At 64.8% G+C, this 19,072-nt stretch carries 21 protein-coding genes and 1 riboswitch; of the genes, 12 read left to right on the top strand and 9 right to left on the bottom strand.

What is annotated here, in order from left to right; all coding sequences use genetic code 11:
• Window positions 1-4: 4 nt before the first annotated feature.
• Window positions 5-889 (bottom strand): LysR substrate-binding domain-containing protein, encoded by an 885-nt coding sequence (locus ABLE85_RS12980; protein WP_348793222.1) that lies wholly within the window; start codon window positions 887-889, stop codon window positions 5-7.
• 229 nt (window positions 890-1,118) lie between these two features.
• Here ABLE85_RS12980 and ABLE85_RS12975 point away from each other — a divergent pair, with 229 nt between their 5' ends.
• On the top strand, window positions 1,119-2,042 hold the full coding sequence (locus ABLE85_RS12975; RefSeq protein WP_348793139.1) for a DMT family transporter: 924 nt from the start codon (window positions 1,119-1,121) through the stop codon (window positions 2,040-2,042).
• A gap of 45 nt (window positions 2,043-2,087) precedes the next feature.
• Here the strand turns inward: ABLE85_RS12975 and hpt are convergent, their stop codons facing one another.
• Window positions 2,088-2,630 (bottom strand): hypoxanthine phosphoribosyltransferase, encoded by a 543-nt coding sequence (hpt, locus tag ABLE85_RS12970; RefSeq protein WP_348793138.1) that lies wholly within the window; start codon window positions 2,628-2,630, stop codon window positions 2,088-2,090.
• A 4-nt stretch (window positions 2,631-2,634) separates the two neighbouring features.
• Window positions 2,635-3,288, bottom strand: coding sequence for a hypothetical protein (locus ABLE85_RS12965; RefSeq protein ID WP_348793137.1), 654 nt, complete (start codon window positions 3,286-3,288; stop codon window positions 2,635-2,637).
• Between the two features lie 191 nt (window positions 3,289-3,479).
• Here ABLE85_RS12965 and ftsE point away from each other — a divergent pair, with 191 nt between their 5' ends.
• From ftsE to ABLE85_RS12945, 4 genes are all read left to right on the top strand, one after another.
• Complete coding sequence (gene ftsE, locus ABLE85_RS12960; RefSeq protein WP_348793136.1) at window positions 3,480-4,139, top strand: cell division ATP-binding protein FtsE; 660 nt, start codon at window positions 3,480-3,482, stop codon at window positions 4,137-4,139.
• Window positions 4,132-5,112, top strand: coding sequence for an ABC transporter permease (locus tag ABLE85_RS12955; RefSeq protein WP_348793135.1), 981 nt, complete (start codon window positions 4,132-4,134; stop codon window positions 5,110-5,112). Before ftsE ends, ABLE85_RS12955 begins: the two co-directional genes overlap by 8 nt.
• 182 nt (window positions 5,113-5,294) lie before the next feature.
• On the top strand, window positions 5,295-5,924 hold the full coding sequence (locus tag ABLE85_RS12950) for a YdcF family protein (protein WP_348793221.1): 630 nt from the start codon (window positions 5,295-5,297) through the stop codon (window positions 5,922-5,924).
• A 71-nt stretch (window positions 5,925-5,995) separates the two neighbouring features.
• Window positions 5,996-6,781: a 1-acyl-sn-glycerol-3-phosphate acyltransferase gene (locus tag ABLE85_RS12945; protein ID WP_348793134.1), complete on the top strand. Its 786-nt coding sequence runs from the start codon at window positions 5,996-5,998 to the stop codon at window positions 6,779-6,781.
• 52 nt (window positions 6,782-6,833) lie between these two features.
• Here the strand turns inward: ABLE85_RS12945 and ABLE85_RS12940 are convergent, their stop codons facing one another.
• Together ABLE85_RS12940 and ABLE85_RS12935 are read right to left on the bottom strand one after the other, a co-directional pair.
• Window positions 6,834-7,781 carry an aldo/keto reductase gene (locus ABLE85_RS12940; RefSeq protein WP_348793133.1) on the bottom strand — a complete coding sequence of 316 codons (948 nt, stop codon included), beginning with the start codon at window positions 7,779-7,781 and terminating at the stop codon, window positions 6,834-6,836.
• Window positions 7,782-7,904: 123 nt separating this feature from the next.
• Window positions 7,905-8,426 carry a gamma-glutamylcyclotransferase gene (locus ABLE85_RS12935; protein WP_348793220.1) on the bottom strand — a complete coding sequence of 174 codons (522 nt, stop codon included), beginning with the start codon at window positions 8,424-8,426 and terminating at the stop codon, window positions 7,905-7,907.
• A gap of 142 nt (window positions 8,427-8,568) precedes the next feature.
• Here ABLE85_RS12935 and ABLE85_RS12930 point away from each other — a divergent pair, with 142 nt between their 5' ends.
• A complete protein-coding gene (locus tag ABLE85_RS12930; RefSeq protein ID WP_348793132.1) occupies window positions 8,569-9,555 on the top strand; it encodes a DUF2125 domain-containing protein in 987 nt (328 codons plus the stop codon).
• A gap of 79 nt (window positions 9,556-9,634) precedes the next feature.
• Here the strand turns inward: ABLE85_RS12930 and ABLE85_RS12925 are convergent, their stop codons facing one another.
• The gene (locus ABLE85_RS12925) at window positions 9,635-10,579 is read right to left on the bottom strand and encodes a prephenate/arogenate dehydrogenase family protein (RefSeq protein ID WP_348793131.1); all 945 of its coding nucleotides are present in this window, start codon (window positions 10,577-10,579) and stop codon (window positions 9,635-9,637) included.
• A gap of 3 nt (window positions 10,580-10,582) precedes the next feature.
• Window positions 10,583-11,695, bottom strand: coding sequence for a histidinol-phosphate transaminase (gene hisC / locus ABLE85_RS12920; RefSeq protein WP_348793130.1), 1,113 nt, complete (start codon window positions 11,693-11,695; stop codon window positions 10,583-10,585).
• A gap of 117 nt (window positions 11,696-11,812) precedes the next feature.
• Window positions 11,813-11,891, top strand: a riboswitch (SAM riboswitch).
• 55 nt (window positions 11,892-11,946) lie between these two features.
• On the opposite strand from hisC, the gene metA reads away from it, so the two are divergent.
• Window positions 11,947-12,885 carry a homoserine O-succinyltransferase gene (metA, locus tag ABLE85_RS12915; protein WP_348793129.1) on the top strand — a complete coding sequence of 313 codons (939 nt, stop codon included), beginning with the start codon at window positions 11,947-11,949 and terminating at the stop codon, window positions 12,883-12,885.
• A gap of 271 nt (window positions 12,886-13,156) precedes the next feature.
• Window positions 13,157-14,317, top strand: a complete 1,161-nt coding sequence (locus ABLE85_RS12910) for an AI-2E family transporter (protein WP_348793219.1) — start codon at window positions 13,157-13,159, stop codon at window positions 14,315-14,317.
• A gap of 25 nt (window positions 14,318-14,342) precedes the next feature.
• Here ABLE85_RS12910 and ABLE85_RS12905 read toward each other — a convergent pair whose 3' ends face one another.
• Window positions 14,343-14,885, bottom strand: coding sequence for a TetR/AcrR family transcriptional regulator (locus tag ABLE85_RS12905; protein WP_348793218.1), 543 nt, complete (start codon window positions 14,883-14,885; stop codon window positions 14,343-14,345).
• 160 nt (window positions 14,886-15,045) lie between these two features.
• Between ABLE85_RS12905 and ABLE85_RS12900 the strand changes: the two genes are divergently transcribed.
• Window positions 15,046-16,332 carry an MFS transporter gene (locus ABLE85_RS12900; protein ID WP_348793128.1) on the top strand — a complete coding sequence of 429 codons (1,287 nt, stop codon included), beginning with the start codon at window positions 15,046-15,048 and terminating at the stop codon, window positions 16,330-16,332.
• A 2-nt stretch (window positions 16,333-16,334) separates the two neighbouring features.
• On the opposite strand, the gene ABLE85_RS12895 is transcribed toward ABLE85_RS12900, so the two are convergent.
• Complete coding sequence (locus tag ABLE85_RS12895) at window positions 16,335-17,102, bottom strand: class I SAM-dependent methyltransferase (protein WP_348793217.1); 768 nt, start codon at window positions 17,100-17,102, stop codon at window positions 16,335-16,337.
• A 155-nt stretch (window positions 17,103-17,257) separates the two neighbouring features.
• On the opposite strand from ABLE85_RS12895, the gene ABLE85_RS12890 reads away from it, so the two are divergent.
• The 3 genes from ABLE85_RS12890 (at window position 17,258) to ABLE85_RS12880 (ending at window position 19,059) form a co-directional block, all read left to right on the top strand.
• A complete protein-coding gene (locus tag ABLE85_RS12890; protein ID WP_348793127.1) occupies window positions 17,258-17,758 on the top strand; it encodes a GNAT family N-acetyltransferase in 501 nt (166 codons plus the stop codon).
• A 90-nt stretch (window positions 17,759-17,848) separates the two neighbouring features.
• Window positions 17,849-18,616, top strand: a complete 768-nt coding sequence (gloB, locus tag ABLE85_RS12885) for a hydroxyacylglutathione hydrolase (RefSeq protein WP_348793126.1) — start codon at window positions 17,849-17,851, stop codon at window positions 18,614-18,616.
• On the top strand, window positions 18,613-19,059 hold the full coding sequence (locus ABLE85_RS12880; RefSeq protein WP_348793216.1) for a cupin domain-containing protein: 447 nt from the start codon (window positions 18,613-18,615) through the stop codon (window positions 19,057-19,059). The genes gloB and ABLE85_RS12880 overlap by 4 nt, the downstream gene beginning before the upstream one ends.
• Window positions 19,060-19,072: the final 13 nt, after the last annotated feature.

Genomic DNA, 19,072 nt, shown 5'->3' with positions numbered 1-19,072 from the left:
AGGCTCACGTGCCAGGCGGTACGGTGACGGTGAGTCGCGAATAAAAAGCGTCGCGGATCGCTTCGGCCATACCGTTGATCGCCTCGCTCGTGGCCCCAGGCGCGCGGTGCAGCACGACATTAGAAGCGTCGATGTCGCCGAACCCTTCGGCGACGGTCAGTTCGCGGCAGTCCAGCGGAATGTTGGAGCGCGACACCGGCGCGATCGCAAGACCGGAAGCCACGGCCAGCTTCAGCCCGCCGGTGGTGTCGCTGGTATAGGCCACCCGGTAGTCGTGGCCGCGATCCTCCAGCGACTTCAGGGCAAAGTCCCTGCACCAGCCGTCGCGGTTGTAGAGGGCGACCGGCAGCGGCCTCTCCTCATGCTGGAGATGCAGGTTGGACGTCACCCACACGGTGGGATCGCGCATCAGGATCTCGCCATCGGAAAAGTCCTGCCACTCGAAGACCACGGCAAGGTCGAGCTCCCCTGCTTCCAGCGCCGCCATCTGCGAGGCGGAATGGGCATATTTGACCGTGATCTCCACCTTCGGATGCATCTTGGCGAAGGCGCCAAGCGCCCGCGACAGGACCGAATAGCTGTATTCCTCCGGTATGCCGATCCGCACCGGCCCGTCGAGCGGCTCTGCCCGCATGGAGGCCGCCGTCTCGTCGAGCAGCGAGACGATGCGGCGCGCATTCTGGATCAGGTCCAGCCCCTTGCGCGTCAGCGACACGCCGCGCGAGCCGCGGTCGAACAACGGCTCGCCGACCATCTCCTCCAGCCGCTTGATCTGCATCGAGACGGCCGATTGCGTGCGGCACACCTGCTCGGCTGCCTTGGTGAAATTGCTGGCCTCCGCAACTGCCACGAAGGTGCGCAACAGGTCGCTGTCGAGGTGAAGGGTCATGTCGCTGGGCATAAGAATTTCTGATGCCTGGCATCATCCCAATTCGTTTGAAACATGTCAATCGACGGCCGATAGTGCGACCGAGTTCCAGATTCACGCCGATGCGCAACCGTTGCAGGCGTGGAACTGAGCAAAGGTCCTCACTCACCCGCTGTCCTTCCGGGACCGCGGGTTCTTTTTGTCTGGTCGCCGGACCCCTTCCGGTAGTTGTGCGAGGGCGCTGAACGACATGCAGAACCGGATCGTCCTCGGCATCGCCTGCCTGTGCATCGGCGTGCTGGTGTTTTCCCTGCAGGACCCCATCATCAAGGCGGTGTCGGACCGCTACCCGGTCATGGAGGTGATGGCGATCCGCTCCATCGTGGCGCTGCCGATCCTGCTCTTCATCGTCCGGCGGGATGTCGGTCTGGCCGCGCTGGCCTCGCGCCGCTTCGGCCTGCTGACCCTGCGTGCAACCACCTTGTTCGCGTCCTACACCGCCTACTACCTGGCACTGGCCGCGCTACCGCTTGCCGATGCGGTGGCGCTCTATTTCATGGCCCCGTTGTTCATCATGATCCTGGCCGGCCCCTATCTCGGCGAGCGGGTCGCCTGGCAAAGCGTCGTCACCGTCTCCGTCGGGCTCGTAGGCGTGCTGCTGATGCTGCGGCCGGGCAATTCGATGTTCGAATGGGCCGCGCTTCTGTCGCTGCTGTCCGCCGCCCTCTATGGCTTTGCGCAGCTCACCGCGCGCAAGCTGGGCTCGACCGAATCCTCGACCGTGATGAGCTTTTACCAGAACGGCGCCTATTTGCTGGGCGCGATCGTGGCCGGGCTGGTCTTCACCATCGCCGACATCGGCGAGGTGACCCATCCCAGCGTGCGTTTCCTGACGCGCGCCTGGGTGTGGCCGAACACCGCCGACTTCGTGATGATGGCGTCCTGCGGCTTCATCGCCTCAGCCGGCATGATCCTGCTTTCACAGGCCTACAGGCTGGCCCCGGCCAACATCGTCGCCACCTTCGAATACACCGGCATCCTCTGGGCGCCGCTGTGGGGCTTCCTGTTCTTCGCCGAGGTGCCGCAGAGCACGACCACGATGGGCGCGGCGCTGATCATCGGCGCCGGCATCTTTGCCCTCAACGCAAGGCAGCGGTCGAAGGTACCGGCCTGAATCGGGCCGGTCCACTTTCAAAAAATCTTGCGGCGAGGCTTTGCTTTACAGATCGCCCTTGACGACGCCGACGAAAGGCAGCTCGCGGAAGGCGTGGGCCACGTCCATGCCATAGCCGACCACGAAGGAATCGGGGCAGTCGAAGCCGACATAGTCGGCGTTGAGCGTGGTCTGGCGGCGCATGCGCTTGTCGAGCAGCACGGCGATCGAGCAGCTCTTGGCGCCGCGCGACAGCATCAGGTCGCGCGTGTAGGACAGCGTCTTGCCCGACTCCAGAATGTCGTCGATGAGCAGCACGTCGCGGTCCTTCACCTCGTTATCGATATCGCGCAGCACGCGGACCTCGCCGCTGGTCGTTCCGGTGCCGTAGCTGGAGATGAAGATGAACTCGACCTCCGGCGAAAGCCCGACATCGTGCATGGCACGGATGAGGTCGGCGGCGAAAATGAACGAGCCCTTCAGGACGGAAATGACCAGGAGGTCGGCATAGTCGCGCCCGGCAATCTCCTTGGCCAGCTCGAGATTGCGCCGGGCAATGGCCGAGGCGCTGAACAGAACTTCGATATCCTTGCCGCGGACAGCCGGCATAATCTTACTCTCCAAAGGCGACCGTGACGGTCTTTACGCCGTTCTTAGGCACCGAGAGGCGAGACGAAAAGGCGAATCTTCCACCCGGCGCCAAGGGCGTCTGCGATGTCCCCAGCTTGTAGAAGGTAGCGCGGCCGTCTTCGCCGGTCACGCGGATTTCCAGCGCGGGCAGCAGCCCGGCGAGAGTGCCGCCATTGCTGGCCTCGCCATCGACAAACAATACCGGCCGGCCCGAGGCGGTATCGATGCGCGACGTGACCCCGGCGATGCTGAATGCGGGAGCCGCCTGCGCCGCGCCCGGGAACGGCAGCTGGCGCACCAGAACATGCCCGCCCGACACCCAGAAAGCGGCGAATGCCAGGCCGAAGCCGAAGCTCCAAAAGGCGGGGCCGGCGCGGTTGGCGAAGGGACGGAAGGCGCCTCGCTGCCTTTGACGGTCGCGGCGCAGCATCTCCATGCCGCCGGCCAATGCGGGCTTTGATGCCGCGGATGCCGAATCCGGCTCAGATACGGCGCGGCGTTGCTCGGACGGAAGCACGACCTCGAAGTCGGCATCGACCACATCCGCCTCGGCGGCCAGGCGCGGCATCATGGCGTCGGCGGGGGCGGACGTCATGATCTCACCGGAAACCGGGCGTGCGGCGTAACCGTCTGCCATTTGCGGATGGGACATCCTTTTTGAAACAACCCGGATTCCGGAGGTAGCCGGAATTGGTTAATGCTTCGCCACCAGACAGCGAATCAGGCCGCTTTTGCCGTGAAAATTAACCGACTGTTAACCACCCGACCCGAAGGTCGTTCCGAACAATCGGCCCGCCAGGCGGCCCCGAACACCCAAGGTTTCTGCAATTGATCCGCTTCGAGAATGTCGGCCTGCGATACGGGATGGGTCCGGAGATTCTCCGCGACATCTCGTTTGACATCCCCGAGCGCTCGTTCCAGTTCCTCAGCGGCCCGTCGGGCGCGGGCAAGACCACGCTGCTGCGACTACTGTTTCTGTCGCTGAAGCCGACGCGCGGGCTGATCACGGTTTTCGGCAAGGACCGCTCGCGCATCTCGCGCCAGGAGCTGCCGCTGATGCGCCGCCGCATCGGCGTGGTGTTCCAGGATTTCCGCCTGCTCGACCACATGACCACCTATGAAAACGTGGCCCTGCCACTGCGAGTGCGCGGACGCGAGGAGGCAAGCTACCGCAACGACGTCACCGAACTGCTGAAATGGGTGGGGCTGGGCGAACGCATGCATGTGCTTCCCCCCGTGCTTTCGGGCGGCGAGAAGCAGCGCGCGGCGATCGCCCGGGCTTTGATCGAGCAGCCCGAGATCCTGCTTGCCGACGAGCCCACCGGCAATGTCGATCCGCCGCTGGCGCGGCGGCTGCTCAGGCTTTTCATCGAGCTCAACCGGCTGGGTACGGCGGTGGTGATCGCTACCCACGATCTCGCTCTAATGGACCAGGTCGACGCCCGGCGCATGATCCTCGCCAATGGAAGGCTCGACATCTATGAATGACCTTCCGGTCGAAGACGACGTCCATGAAGCCCCGGCGCCCCGCGCGCGGACCCAGCGCAAGACCGCGCCGATCGTGCCCCCGCAGAACATCGCCGGGCGCGCCCTGGTCTTCGTCATCGCGATCATGACCTTCCTGTCCTGCCTGACGCTTGGCGCCGTCACGCTGGTGCGCGACACCGCCTCGGTGTGGGAAAACCAGATCGCCCGCGAGGCGACCATCCAGATCAAGCCCGTCGACGGCGTCGACATGGAAGCCTCGCTGCAGAAGGCGGCCGACATCGCCGGCCAGTTCGCCGGCGTGCGCGGCGTCAAGACCGTCGACCGCCAGGCCACCGCGCGCCTGCTGGAACCGTGGCTAGGCTCCGGTCTCGATCTGGACGAGCTGCCGGTGCCGCGTCTGGTCATCGTCACCATCGACGAGGACAATCCGCCCGACTTCGCCACCATGCGCCAGCAGCTGGAGGCGGCCGTGGCCGGCGTCGCGCTGGACGACCACCGGACATGGGTCGACCGCCTGGTCGCCATGGCCCACACCACCGTCACGCTGGGCATGGCGATCCTGGTGCTGATGCTCTCCGCCACGGTGCTGACCGTGGTGTTTGCCACGCGCGGCGCCATGTCCGGCAACGGCCACATCATCGAGGTGCTGCACTTCGTCGGCGCCGAGGCGCGCTTCATCGCCGCCCAGTTCCGCAGTCACTTCCTGCTGATGGGCATGAAGGGTGCGGCCGCCGGCGGGATTGCCGCCATGATCGTGTTCATCGCCTTTTCATGGTGGTCGTCACGCAATCTCGCGACGCCTGAGGCCGACCAGGCGACCGCGCTGTTCGGCAACTTCGCCATTGGCGCGGCAGGCTATGGCGGGGTCGCCCTCATCGTGCTGGTCATCGGCGTGCTGACGGCCGCCACCTCGCATGTCACGGTGGTCACCTATCTGAAAGACATCGACGTGAGCCATCACGAGGGGCTTTAGTCTCCTCTCACGAAAGCGCGACCGGCTGTAATGCAATGTGCGGAGACAGTCGACGGTTGGCCGCCAATCACTAATTTACATGATATGATGACGTGGTCGAAATGAAGGGTGCCAACGGCGGCATGAGGGACGATTTGGCAATAGCCGGGACATGCTCCAAGCGCGGCAGCGCATTTCTTCGCATGTCCATCCTCGGGTTGGCCGGTGCAGGCATCCTCTTTGCCGGCGGCTTCGCCCTGTTCGCACACCATGTCAGCCAGCTGACCACGCCCGAGAACCCGCCCAGCGCCGATGCGATCATCGTGCTAACCGGCGGCCAGGCGCGCCTCGACGCCGCTCTGGACCTGCTCAAGTCGGGCAAGGGCAAGCGCCTGCTCATCAGCGGCGTCAATCCCGCCGCCAGCCTCAAGTCGCTGCAGCGGGCAACCGGCGGCGACACCGAGCTGTTCACCTGCTGCGTCGACATCGACCACGCTGCGCTGGACACGATCGGCAATGCCGAGGAAAGCGCCAAATGGGTCGAGGACCACGCCTATTCGAGCGTCATTCTCGTCACCAACAATTATCACATGCCGCGCAGCCTGCTGGAGATGAGCCGCTTCATCGACAGGGCCGAACTCCAGCCCTACCCGGTCGTCAACTCGCGCCTCGACAACGGCAGCTGGATGACCAGCCGCGCCGCCTTGCGCGTGCTGTTCACCGAATACACCAAGTATCTCGCGGCGCTTGCCCGCGCGATCGTGCCGCTGCGCTCGACGCCGGACGGCATGACGCTTGTCGATGCCACCCGCACCGTGACCAAGACCAACTAAGATCAGTCCTGCCGGTTTTCCTTTCGGCACACTTGGTGTAACCAGCCCTGACATTGTCTTCAGGCGCAACCATGATCCAACTTCGCTCGCTGGCGTTCAACTTCGTCTTCTACGTCAACCTGATCGCCCAGATGATCTTCTGGACGCCCTTCTACTTCCTGGTGTCGCGTCAGCGCGCCTGGCTGGTGCCCAAGGTCTGGGCCCGCTCCAGCCTGTGGCTGCAGGCAAAGATCGCCGGCACGAAAAGCGAGATCACCGGGCAGGAGAACCTGCCAGAGGGCTCCTACATCATCGCGCCCAAGCACCAGTCGTTTTGGGATACCATCGCCTTTCTCCCCCACATTCCGGATGCGCTCTACATCCTCAAGCGGGAACTGACCTGGATACCGCTCTTCGGCTGGTACCTCGCCAAGATGCGCATGATAGGGGTCAATCGCGGCAGCCGTTCGAAGGCGCTCAAGGCCGCCGTGGCCGCGACCAAGGAAGAGCTGGCCCGCAACAGCCGCCAGCTCATCATCTACCCCGAAGGCACGCGCCGCCCGCCCGGTGCCGAGCCGGCCTACAAGTGGGGCATCGTGGAGCTCTATTCGCAGCTCAACCTGCCGGTCGTGCCGGTGGCGCATGTCGCCGGGCTCTACTGGCCGCGCCGCAAGTTCATGCGCTATCCGGGCACCATCCATGCCCGCTTCCTGCCGCCGATTCCGCCGGGGCTGGGCAAGGAAGAGTTCATGCAGCGGCTGATCGCCGAAACCGAAGCCGCCTGCGACCAGCTGCTGATCGAGGCAAGCAGAACGGACCAGCCGCCGCTGCCGCCGACCGCCGTGGAGCGGCTGAAGGAGCTGGGCGTCAGCGCCTGAAGAAAAGCCCGCCCCGGACTGATCGGGACGGGCTTTTCAATTCTATCGATATTTAAGCACTCGCCGCGTCCAGTTCGGCAATGTCGGCTGCGTCGAGCTTCAACTCGGCCGAGCGGATCAGGCTGTCCATCTGCGGCAGCGAGGTGGCGCTCGCGATCGGAGCGGTGACGCCGGAGCGCGCGATGACCCAGGCCAGCGCGACCTCTGCCGGCTTGGCCGCATGGCGCGTGGAAACCGCGTCGAGCGCAGCCAATATGCGCATGCCCCGCGCATCGAGATATTGCTTCACGCCCTCGCCGCGCGGGCTTTTGCCGAGATCGGCCTCGCTGCGGTATTTGCCGGACAGGAAGCCCTTGGCCAGGCTGAAATAGGTGATGACGCCGATGTCCTCGGCCATGCAGAGGTCGCGCAGCGGACCGTCATAGCTAGCGCGGTCATAGAGATTGTACTCCGGCTGCAGCACGTCGTAGCGCGGCAAGCCCTTTTCCCTTGCCACCTTCAGCGCCGCACCAAGCTGGTCGGCGTCGAGGTTGGAGGCGCCGATATTGCGAACCTTCCCCTGCTCGATCAGCTTCTCATAGGCGCCGAGCGTTTCCTCGTAGGGCGTGCTCGCATCCGGCCAGTGCGACAGGTAGAGGTCGATGAAATCGGTCTGCAGACGCGTCAGCGAGGCCTCGACCGCGCGGGCGATGTACGCGGCGGAAAGATCGACCTTTCCCTGCCCCATGTCCGAGCCGACCTTGGTGACGACGATCACCTTGTGGCGATTGCCGCGGCTCTTCATCCATTTGCCGATGATTGTCTCCGACTCTCCGCCGCTGTGGCCCGGCGCCCAGCGCGAATAGACATCCGCGGTGTCGATCGTGTTGAGTCCGGCCGCGACGAAGCGGTCGAGCAGGTCGAAGGAAGTTTTTTCGTCCGCGGTCCAGGCGAAGACATTCCCGCCGAGCACCAGTGGCGCGATTTCGAGGTCGGTGCGTCCGAGACGTCGTTTCTGCAAGATCAGCTCTCCATGTTCTCCGGACCGCAGGGTCAGTGCGGCCTCACGGAAAACTATGCCGCGGCAGACAATCGTTCAAACCCGAACGAGTGAGTTTTCCCGTCACATGAGCGCGAGCAGCGCTCAGCCCATGCCGAGCCGCCGCGCCACGCCCTCCAGCCAGTGGTCGCGGATGCCGAGCGCTTCCAGGTGCTGGAGCGTGTTGAGCACATATTCTTCGTTGGGCCCCGACTGCCCGACCGCACCGGCGACGATGCTCGCCGCCTCTGCCTCGTGGAGATTGCCAGCATACTGCTCATGCGCGCGGTCGACGATGTAGCAGAGTGCCTCCACCTTGCCGCCGGCGGCGAGCCGCACGACATGGGTGCGCTCGACATAGACGTTGGTGACCAGTTCGCGTTCGCGCAGATAGGTCACCACCTCCTCGCGCAGATCGCCCGGCACGCGGAAGGCGAGGCCCACGCAGGAGCCGCCGCGGTCGAGCCCCAGCACCAGGCCGGGGCGTTCCTTCGTGCCGCGATGGACGTAGGAATGCACGCACAGCGAACGGCGAAATCCGTGCAGATGCGCGCGCTGCGTCTCGATATGCGCGAAACCTGGGCGCCAGATCAGCGAACCGTAGCCAAAAACCCAAAAATCGCCCATATCGACAAGCCAACTCCGCATGCAGCGCTCCGCTGCCCCGGAGCCATGGATAAAATATCGACGCCGAAAGGGGAAACCGGATTTTGCCTTGCCGGCCCCCGGTTCTGAAAAGATCGCCCAGACAAGAGGATCGACGCGAAAAATGTCGTCAGACGAGAACCGCAAGCCAAACTACAGCCGCCGCTTCCTTTGGCTGGCACTCCTGGTGGTCGTCCTGTGCGTCGGCTACACCGCGGGCTGGTTCTACCTCGCCGACAAGCTCGAGGCGAAGGCCAAGACCAGCGTCGCGGCGCTGAACCACGACGGCGTGACAGCCGAATGCGCCAACCCGGTGGCGCGCGGTTATCCCTTTCGCCTCGGCCTGTTCTGCGACCACGTCGCCTTCGAAGACAGCCAGCGGGGCATCAGCGTCTCGGCCGGCGGCTTCCGCTCGGTGGGCCAGATTTACGATCCCGCCCACCTCATAGCCGAGCTCGACGGCCCGGCCAGTGTCGCCGTGCCGCATTTGCAGCCGCTGGCGTTCGACTGGGGCAATCTGCGGGCAAGCGTGCGGCTGGCCCATCCGCTGCCGGAGCGGGTCTCGGTGGAAGGCAGGCAGCTTCGCGCCGCCACCGCCGCCGGCGCGCAACTGGCGACCGTCGAAACCTTCGAGGGACACATGCGCCCCAACGGCGAAAACGTCGACCTTGCCGGCACCTTCTCCGGCCTCTCCCTCGACCCTGTGCTGGTCGACGGGCGCACCGTGCCGCCTCTGTCGGGGGAGACTGACCTCACCCTCAACAACGGCGTCCAGCTCATCGCCAGCCGGGCGCAGAGCCTCCGCGGCCAGTCCGGCGTCATCCGCACGCTCGACCTCTCGACCAGCGAGACGACCGGCATCTCGCTGAGCGGGCCGTTCTCGGTCGATCAGGACGGGCTGGTCGACGCCCAGTTCAAGGTGACCATGCGCGATCCGCAAGGACTTGCGACAGTGCTGGGCGGCGTGCTTCCGGAAAAGAGCCGGGAAATCCACCAGGGCTTCATGGGCCTTTCCATCCTCGGCAGCTCGCCGTCGCTGCCGCTGAAGATCGTCAAGGGCAAGGCCTCGCTCGGCTTCATCAAGCTGGGCCAGGTGCCGCCGCTGCAGTAGACCTGCAGACGTCAGCTCACGCTGAAACGCTCCTCACCCGGATGCCGGGTGAGGAGACAAAACCTGAGCGGCGTGCCGCTCAGCCCTTCGCCAGCTTCTCCGGATGCGCGACGACCTGGCGGCCAAAGTCGGGCGCGTCGATATCCTGACCGGCGTCGATGATCGAGCGCCGGATGGTGCGGGTGCGCGTGAACAGGTCGAACAGTTTTTCGCCGTCGCCCCAGCGGATCGCGCGTTGCAGCGAGGCGAGATCCTCCGAGAACCGCGCCAGCATTTCCAGGATCGCGTCCTTGTTGTGCAGGCACACGTCGCGCCACATGGTCGGGTCCGATGCGGCCAGGCGCGTGAAGTCGCGGAAGCCGGACGCCGAATACTTGATCACCTCGGACTTGGTCACCGTCTGCAGGTCGTCGGCGGTGCCGACGATGTTGTAGGCGATGATGTGCGGCAGGTGCGACACGATCGCCAGCACCATGTCGTGGTGCTCGGGGTCCATCGTGTCGATGTTGGAGCCGCAGCGCCGCCAGAATTCCGACAGCTTCTCCAGCGCTTCCGGGTCGGTGCCCGGCAGCGGCGTGAAAATGCACCAGCGGTTCTCGAACAGCTCGGCGAAGCCGGCGTCGGGGCCGGATTTTTCCGTACCCGCCAGCGGATGGCCGGGAATGAAGTGCACATGCGCGGGCATGTGCGGCTTCATCTGCGCGATCACCGAGTTCTTGGTGGAACCTACGTCGGTGACGATGGCGCCGGGCTTCAACGTCGGCGCGATCTCCTCGGCGACAGCGGCGGACGAGCCGACCGGCACCGAGACGATGACCAGGTCGGCGTCGTTCACCGCCTCGGCAGCGCTGGTGGTGTAGGAGGAGCCGAGCTGCAGTTCCTCGGCGCGCTTCAGCGTGTCGGGGCTGCGGGTGGCGATGGCGACATGGCCTGCAAGGCCTTCACGGCGAATGACCCGCGCCAGCGACGACCCGATGAGGCCGATGCCGACGAGGGCGATCTTCTCAAACAATGGAGCGGACATTTTCTAGCTTTTCAAAAACTCGGTGAGAGCGGCGACGACGCCGCGGTTGGCTTCTTCGGTTCCGACTGTCATCCGCAGCGCGTTGGGAAAACCGTAGCCTGCAACGCGCCGCAGAATATAACCGCGAGCGGTCAGATAGTCGTCGGCCGATGCCGCCGAGTGCTTCCCATCGTCCGGGAAGTGAATGAGGATGAAATTGCCGACGCTGGGCGTGACCCTCAGGCCAAGTTGCGTCAGATGTGCCGCAAGCCAGGGAAGCCACTGCTCGTTATGCTCAACGGTGCGCTCGACATGGGCGCGGTCGCGCATGGCGGCCACACCAGCCTCGATAGCCGCGGCATTGACGTTGAACGGCCCGCGCACGCGGTTCAGCGCATCCACGATGTGCGTCGGCGCATAGGCCCAGCCGATGCGCGCGCCGCCAAGACCGTGGATCTTCGAGAAGGTGCGGGTCATGACCACGTTCTGCGAGTTCGAGACGAGCTCGATGCCCGCCTCATAGTCGTTGCGGCGCACATATTCCGCATAGGCCGCGTCGAGCACCAGAAGCACGTGCTTGGGCAGCGCGGCGTGCAGCCGGCGCACCTCCTCGTAAGGGATGTAGGTGCCCGTAGGATTGTTGGGATTGGCCAGGAACACGATCTTGGTCTTGTCGGTCACCGCCGCGAGGATGGCGTCGACGTCGGCCGTCTCGTTGCTTTCCTTGGCCACCACCGGAACCGCGCCGGCGGCCTGGATGTAGATGCGGTAGACCAGAAAACCGTGCTCGGTGAAGATGCCCTCGTCGCCCGGCTGCAGGTAGGTCTGCGCCAGGAGGCCGATGATCTCGTCGGAACCGTTCGAGCAGACGATGTTTGCCGGATTCAGGCCATAGACCTCGCCGATCGCCTCGCGCAGCTTGGTCGCCGAGCCGTCGGGATAGAATTCGAGCCGTGCGGCCACGTCGCGCACGGCCTCGATCGCGGCCGGCGAAGCGCCAAGCGGATTTTCGTTCGACGACAGCTTGTGCACCTTGGCGACGCCGGCAGGCGCGCTGCTTTTGCCGGGCACATATGCGGCGATGTCCATGATGCCGGGCTTCGGCTGCGGGCGGCTCATGTCATTCGCTTGCGTCATGGCTGAAAATCCGGCTTTCCAAGGTCAAAAAGGGACGCGAGGGAAATACTCGCCAGGGCGCGGATTGTCGAGAAAAAGCTTTGCCGTTGACGCCGCCCAGGCGCGGACGTAAAAGGCTTGACGTTCCGTGGTGATTTGGCCGGTCGGCTTGCAGCCACGTTAAATAAGTCGCTAAAGGGACCGATGACGACAAATTCGTTCGGACCGGTCGCGATTTCGCCACCGGTCTTTTTTGTTTTGGAGTTTGTGCGATGCCGATCAAGATCCCCGATCAGCTCCCTGCCCACGAGGTGCTTGTACGCGAAGGCGTATCCGTGATGGACGAACGGACGGCGCTGCGCCAGGACATCCGTCCGCTGCAGATCGGGCTCCTGAACCTCATGCCGAACAAGATCCGCACGGAGACGCAATTCGCCCGTCTGATCGGCGCCTCGCCCCTTCAGGTTGAGCTGACGCTAGTGCGCGTGGGCAATCACAAGGCGAAGAACACGTCCGAGGAGCATCTCATCTCCTTCTATCAGACCTGGGAAGAAGTCAGGGACCGCAAGTTCGACGGGTTCATCGTCACCGGCGCGCCCATAGAACTGCTGGACTTCGAAGAAGTCACCTACTGGGACGAACTCAAGCGCATCTTCGAGTGGACGACCACCCACGTCCATTCCTCGTTCTTCATCTGCTGGGGAGCCATGGCCGCGGCCTGGCATTTCCATCGCGTCCCGAAATACACGCTCGACAAGAAGGCCTTCGGGGTTTTCCGTCACAGCAACAATGCGCCCGCCTCGCCTTACCTTGCGGGCTTTTCGGACGATTTCGCCATTCCCGTCTCACGCTGGACGGAGGTGCGCAGCGCCGACATTCCCTCGGGCTCGGGCTTGGACCTGTTGATGGAATCGGACGTGACCGGCCCCTGCCTGCTGGCTGAGACGACCGGCAACCGGCTCTATATGTTCAACCACATCGAATATGATTCCACGTCGCTCAAGGAAGAATATGACCGCGACGTGGCCGCCGGTACGCCGATTGAGGTGCCGCACGGGTATTACCCCGACGACGATCCGGCCCGCCGACCGCTCAACCGGTGGCGCTCGCATGCCCATCTGCTTTTCGGCAACTGGATCAACCAAGTCTATCAGACCACGCCTTACGACCTGGAACATGTCGGAAGGCCCCTGCAGCCCGACATGGCATAATCCTCGCCTGGGCTGAGCGAACTGGCGCGATAGAACAAGCCGCGCCAGCAGGTCGCACACATCGTCACAAAGCAGCGCATTTCCGCAGCTATGATCACTAAATCGTACCGTGGCCGGGCTCCGCATTTCGCCCGACCCGGCGAATACCTATATCTGCGCGAAACCCCTTGGTGCGGCCCGCGCAACAGGGTAGTGAAGAGTGCACCGCCCAGCCGAGGAGAACTTTCTTTTGAGCGAACTGGAATCCGGGACCTCCAAACGGGAACCCCGCCTGCTCGGGCTTTCCACACCTGCCCGTATTCCGCTCATCCCTCCCCTGACCGCCGCGCGCTGGCTGCTCGTGCTCATCGTCGCGGCCGGCATTTACTTCTTCCATGGCTTCCTGGTGCCGGTGCTGGCCGCACTCGTCATCGCTTTTGCAAGCTGGCCGCTCTATCGCAGACTGCTCGACGGGGTTTCCGGCAACCGCACCGTTGCCGCCACGCTGGCGATCCTGTTCATAGTCGCCTTCCTGGTGGTGCCGATCGTTCTGGCCGGCATCTACACGGTCAACGAAGTTCGCGAGTGGTTCACCTGGGCGGTCGAGACCAATCGCAACGGTGCGCCCACGCCTGAATGGATCAGCACACTCCCGGTCGTCGGCGAATGGGCCAACGAGCAGTGGACGCGCTACATCGGCCACCCCGGCGCCATCGGCGAGCTCATCCAGATCGTCAGCGGCGCCAATATCGGCAGCATCTATCGCGGCGTGCTGGCGGCCGGCGGAGGCGCCTTCAACCTGCTGCTGACGCTGCTGTTCATGCTGATCGCGCTGTTCTTCGTCTATCGCGACGGCGAGGGCTTCGCCAAGCAGATCGGCAAGCTCGGCGAGCGCATCCTACCGACGCGCTGGGATCGGATCTCCGGCGTGGTGCCGGCCACGATCAGTTCCACGGTCACCGGCATGACGCTGATCGCCATCGGCGAAGGCGTGGTGCTGGGCATCGCCTACTGGATCGCCGGCGTGCCGTCGCCGGTCACGCTCGGCGTGCTGACCGGCGTCATGGCGCTGATCCCCGGTGGTGCACCGCTGTCGTTCACGCTGGTCTCGGCCTATCTGGTGGCGCGCGGCACGCCGATCGCCGGCATCGCCCTGCTTGCCTGGGGCTCGATCGAGCTGTTCATCGTCGACAAGACGCTGCGGCCGAAGCTGGTCGGCGGGCCGATCAAGCTGCCCTTCCTGCCCACCTTCTTCGGACTGATCGGCGGCGTGAAGACCATGGGCTTCCTGGGCCTGTTCATCGGCCCGGTGCTGATGGCGCTACTGGTTGCGATCTGGCGCGAATGGCTGCGCGAGGTCGAGCAGACGGACAGCCCTGTAGCTGGCGTCGCGCAGGTCACGGATGAGCTCTTGCCCGAACATGAGCCGAAACGGCTCGTGGGCTCGGAGTAATCCCGCCGGGCGTCGGACGCACTCGTCAACGCGCCTTCAGGCTTGCGGCAATCAGCCGATCGGCATTTTCAGCGACGGAAGCAGCGGGACCGCCGGGGCCGAACAACTGGCCGGAAACATAGGCACCCTCGATCAGAAGCAGCAGGCCGTCGCCCAGCGTGTCGGCGTCTTCCGCGCCCATTTCGGCCGCCATGGCGCGCAGGCGCCGGCGCAGCTCGCGTTTGTTGGCCTCGCCCACCAGGCGCGCCGGGTGGCCATGCTCGGGATATTCGATCGCCGCATTGGTCATGCCGCAGCCGCGATAGTCAGGCTGCACCGCGCGGTGGCCGACCCTGGTCAGGAAGGCACGGATCTGGCTGCGCGGATCGCCAGGATGCGCCGCCACCGCCTGGTCGAAACGCTCCCAGAACTCGACCTCGTAGGCGCGCAAATAGGTGGCCGCGAGCTCGTCCTTGGAGGAAAAGCTGCGGTAGAGGCTCGGCTTGGTGACGCCCGCCTGCCGAACGATCTCGTCGACGCCGATGGCGCGGATGCCCTGGCGATAGAACAGGTTGCGCGCCACGCCCAATATGCGCTCGGCCGCGCGCGGCTGGTGCTGTCCCGCCTCGCCAGGCTTGGCAGTTTCTGTCAGCTGTGTGGTGCTCGTCTTGGTTGGCATGCACGTGCTCTCTTGACTTTGTTACTGACCGGTACGTACATAGGCGATCCGCAACGTACCGGTCAGTAACATGAACATAGTTCAAAATCGTCCCTTTGGCCAGCGTTACGCCTTCGTGGTCGTGGCGGTGATCTTCCTTTCGCTGCTGATCGCGGCCGGCTTGCGCTCGACCCCGGGCGTTCTGATGCTGCCGCTGGAGGAAGCCTTCGGCTGGCGCCGCGACACGATCTCGCTGTCAGCGGCAATCGGCATCTTCCTTTACGGCCTGGCCGGCCCCTTCGCCGCCGCTCTGATGGAGCGGGTGGGCCTGCGGCGCACGCTGCTGGCCGCGCTTGCGCTGATGTCGGCCTCGACCGCCCTGAGCCTGACGATGAGCGAGCCCTGGCACCTGATCGCCACATGGGGCGTGCTTTCCGGCATTGGCTCGGGCGCGGTCGCTTCCGTGCTCGGCGCAACGATCGTCAACCGCTGGTTCAAGACCAATCGCGGCCTGATGATGGGCTTGATGTCGGCCTCCAGCGCCACCGGCATGCTGGTGTTTTTGCCCTTCCTGGCGGCGCTGGCCCAGTCCGGCGGCTGGCAGCCGGTCGTCATCGCGGTTTCGGTCGCCACCGCCGCGCTCCTGCCGCTGGTCTATTTCCTTGTGCCCGAGCGCCCGGCCTCCATCGGCATCACGCGCTACGGCGCCGAGCCTGGCGAGGCCGAGCAGCCGCCCCTGGCCGCCAGCGGCAATTTCCTGACCATGACCCTCGGCACGCTGCTGCAGTCGGCCAAGACCCGCGTGTTCTGGTATCTCTTCGCCACCTTCTTCATCTGCGGCTTCACCACCAACGGGCTGGTCGGCACCCATCTGATCGCCTTCTGCGGCGACATGGGCATTCCGGAAGTGCGTGCCGCCAGCCTTCTGGCCCTGATGGGCATATTCGACCTGATCGGCACGACGCTATCGGGCTGGCTGACCGACCGCTTCGACCCGCGCAAGCTTCTCGGCGTCTATTACGGCATACGCGGTCTTTCGCTGGTCTATCTGCCCTATTCCGGCTTTTCCGGCGTCAGCTTGACCATCTTCGCCGTGCTCTATGGGCTCGACTGGATCGCTACCGTACCGCCCACGCTCAGGCTCTCCAACGAGGCCTTCGGCGATCGCTCGGGGCCGCTGGTGTTCGGCTGGATCGTCGCCGGCCACCAGGTCGGTGCGGCCACCGCCGCCTTCTTCGGCGGGGCGTTGCGCGAGATGCAGGGCGACTACGTGCTGGCCTTCCAGATCGCCGGCATGACGGGCATTGCCGCCGCGGCCCTCTCGCTGCTGATCGAGCCGAGCGAGACCTTGCGCCGGCGGGCCGCCCAGCCGGCGTAACGTCAGCTTCTGGACGGGCTGGCCTTGTCTGCGGCCCGTGCATGACCGCGAACGCCCTGAGGCGTCAGCACCGGCACGAAGACACGGCGCGAGGCGCGCTGCGCCACCGGCAGGCCCTGGTAGAGGCGCTTCTGCGCCTCTACCACGATGACACCGGAAAAGATCGGCCAGCAGCGGCGGCCCACGCGCTCCAGAACATTGTGGAAGCGCATGACCAGACTGCTGTGCGTGGGCGGGAACAGCAGCGCCTCCGACCAGGAGGCAGGCGTGAAATTGGCGTCGCGCAGCAATTCGTTGAGCTGGCCGCGTGAGAACGGCCGCCCGGTGCCGAAAGGCGTGTGCTCGAAACGCGCCCAGACGCCGCGGCGGTTGGGCACCACGATGACGACCCGGCCCGCCGGCGCCAGCACACGCCAGATCTCCTTCAGCGTTTCGCGTGGGTTCTCTGCATGCTCGAGCGAATGCACCAGAAGCATGCGGTCGATCGAAGCGTCGGGCAGCGGCAGTTCCTCATCGAACACGAGCGCGGTGGCCGACGGCCGCGCCGGCGGCCAGCTCACCGCGCCCTGCGTCGCCGGCATGAAGGCGAAGACGCGCTCGGCATCGGCGCCGAAGCGGTCGAGCCAAGGCAAGGCATAGCCGAGCCCCACCAGCCGCTCGCTGGGAATGCTGGCCCAGATCGATGCCAGCGCCATGCCGATCGACTGCTCGGCGACATGGCCAAGCGGGGTGCCGTAGAAGGATCGCAGGTCGACGATATCCGAATTCATGCTCATGACGGTAGCGACGTTGCCCGGCGAGTTCAACAAAGCCGTCGTCTGACGGCCCAAGGCGCCCCGTTGCAGATGCCCCTGATGACGTGCTCTACGAGTTCCACGACGATCGTCGTCGGTTGCGCCACACTGCTGGCAGTTCGTGAGGACACATGGTCGACCTTCTCGTCACCTATCTGGAAATGACGGACGCGCCGCAAGGAGCGGTATTTCCTGCGCCTGTGGCCGCAGCCAGGATAGAGCGGGAAACGCTTGATCCGGCAGAATATGTTGCGCTCTACCGCGCAGTCGGCGAGCCGCTGAACTGGGATATGCGATTGCGGATGCCTGCGGAAGAGCTTCGAGACTTCCTCACCAATCCCGCCACACATGTCTACGTGCTGCGCGTCGATGGCCGGGCGGTCGGCTTGTGCGAGTTTGACGGCGTCGGCCAGCCGGAGGTCGAACTCGTCCATTTCGGGCTGATTGCCGATGTCCAAGGACAAAAGCTCGGTCCTTGCCTGCTGGATCGGGCGCTCCGGGAGGTCTGGTCGCATGCGACGCAGCGCGTCTGGCTGCACACCGACACCAGCGATCATCCCAAGGCGAAATCGACATACCAGCGCGCTGGCTTCCGGATATTTGCCGAGCGCATGGAGACGTTTCCCGACTAGAGGCGACCATTCGTCGACCCAATAACGCTCTGCCGGGGATGACAGTCACCACTCGCCGCCCTATCGTCCCCCGCGACAAGGAGACCACCGATGACGCTCGAGATCGAACAGTTCATGTGCCGCAGCGACAATTTCGGCGTTCTGGTGCGCGATACCGAGAGCGGTCAAGTTGCGCTCATCGACGCGCCGGAGGAAGCGCCGATCCTTGCCGCCGTCCAGCGCACCGGCTGGAAGCCGACGATGATCCTCACCACCCATCACCACGGCGACCACGTCGAGGCCAATCTGGCGCTGAAGCAGCGTTTCGGCCTGCGCATTGTCGGCCCGAAAGCCGAGGCCGGGAAAATCCCCGGCATCGACGAAGCGGTGGAAGAAGGCGCGACCATCCCGTTCGGCAACCACCTCATCTATGTGATCGAGACGCCGGGCCACACCGCGGGGCATGTCTCCTACTACATTCCCACCGCGCAAATGGCCTTCACCGCCGACACGCTGTTTGCGCTGGGCTGCGGGCGGCTGTTCGAAAAGCCGGCGGCGGTCATGCTCGAATCGCTGAAGAAGCTTGCCGCGCTGCCGCCCGAGACGAAGGTCTATTGCGGCCATGAGTACACTCAGGCCAATGCGCGCTTCGCGCTGACCGTCGACCCGACCAATTCGGCGCTGAAGGAGCGCGCGGCGCAGATCAACCGGCTGCGCGCCGAGGGCAAGCCGACGCTTCCCACCACCATCGGCGAGGAGCTTGCCACCAACCCCTTCCTGCGCTGGCACGACCCGGCCATCCGCAGGAACCTCGGCATGGAGAACGCCGCCGACGAGGCCGTGTTCGCCGAAATCCGCAAACGCAAGGACGTGTTCTGATGTCCGCTGAGATGACTGCTGCATCCATCATCGAAAAGCTGGGCATGCGGCGCCACCCCGAGGGCGGCTGGTATGTCCAGACGTTCCGCGACGCCACCGCCTTCAACCCGCGCGGCCACTCGACCGCCATCTATTTCCTGCTCGAGGCAGGCGACGTCTCGGTCTGGCACCGGGTGAAGGACGCGGCCGAGATCTGGCACTTTTATGCCGGCGCCCCGCTCGAGATCGCCATGCACGAGGAAGGCCGCGGCGTAACCCGCCACCGCCTCGGTCCGGACCTTTTCGCCGGCGAGCACCCGCAGCACATCGTGCCCGCCGGCTTCTGGCAGACGGCGAAAAGCCTTGGCGACTGGACGCTGGTGGGCTGCACGGTTGCGCCGGGCTTCGAGTTTTCGCAGTTCGAGATGGCCGAGGAGGGTTGGGAGCCGGGCGCCGAGGAATAGTTTCCGCGGTTCG

Source organism: Mesorhizobium sp. KR1-2 (genome assembly GCF_040045035.1).
In the GTDB taxonomy this organism is placed as follows: domain Bacteria; phylum Pseudomonadota; class Alphaproteobacteria; order Rhizobiales; family Rhizobiaceae; genus Pseudaminobacter.
The sequence above is the reverse complement of the archived record's forward strand: the minus strand, read 5'-3'. Positions and strand labels throughout refer to the sequence as shown.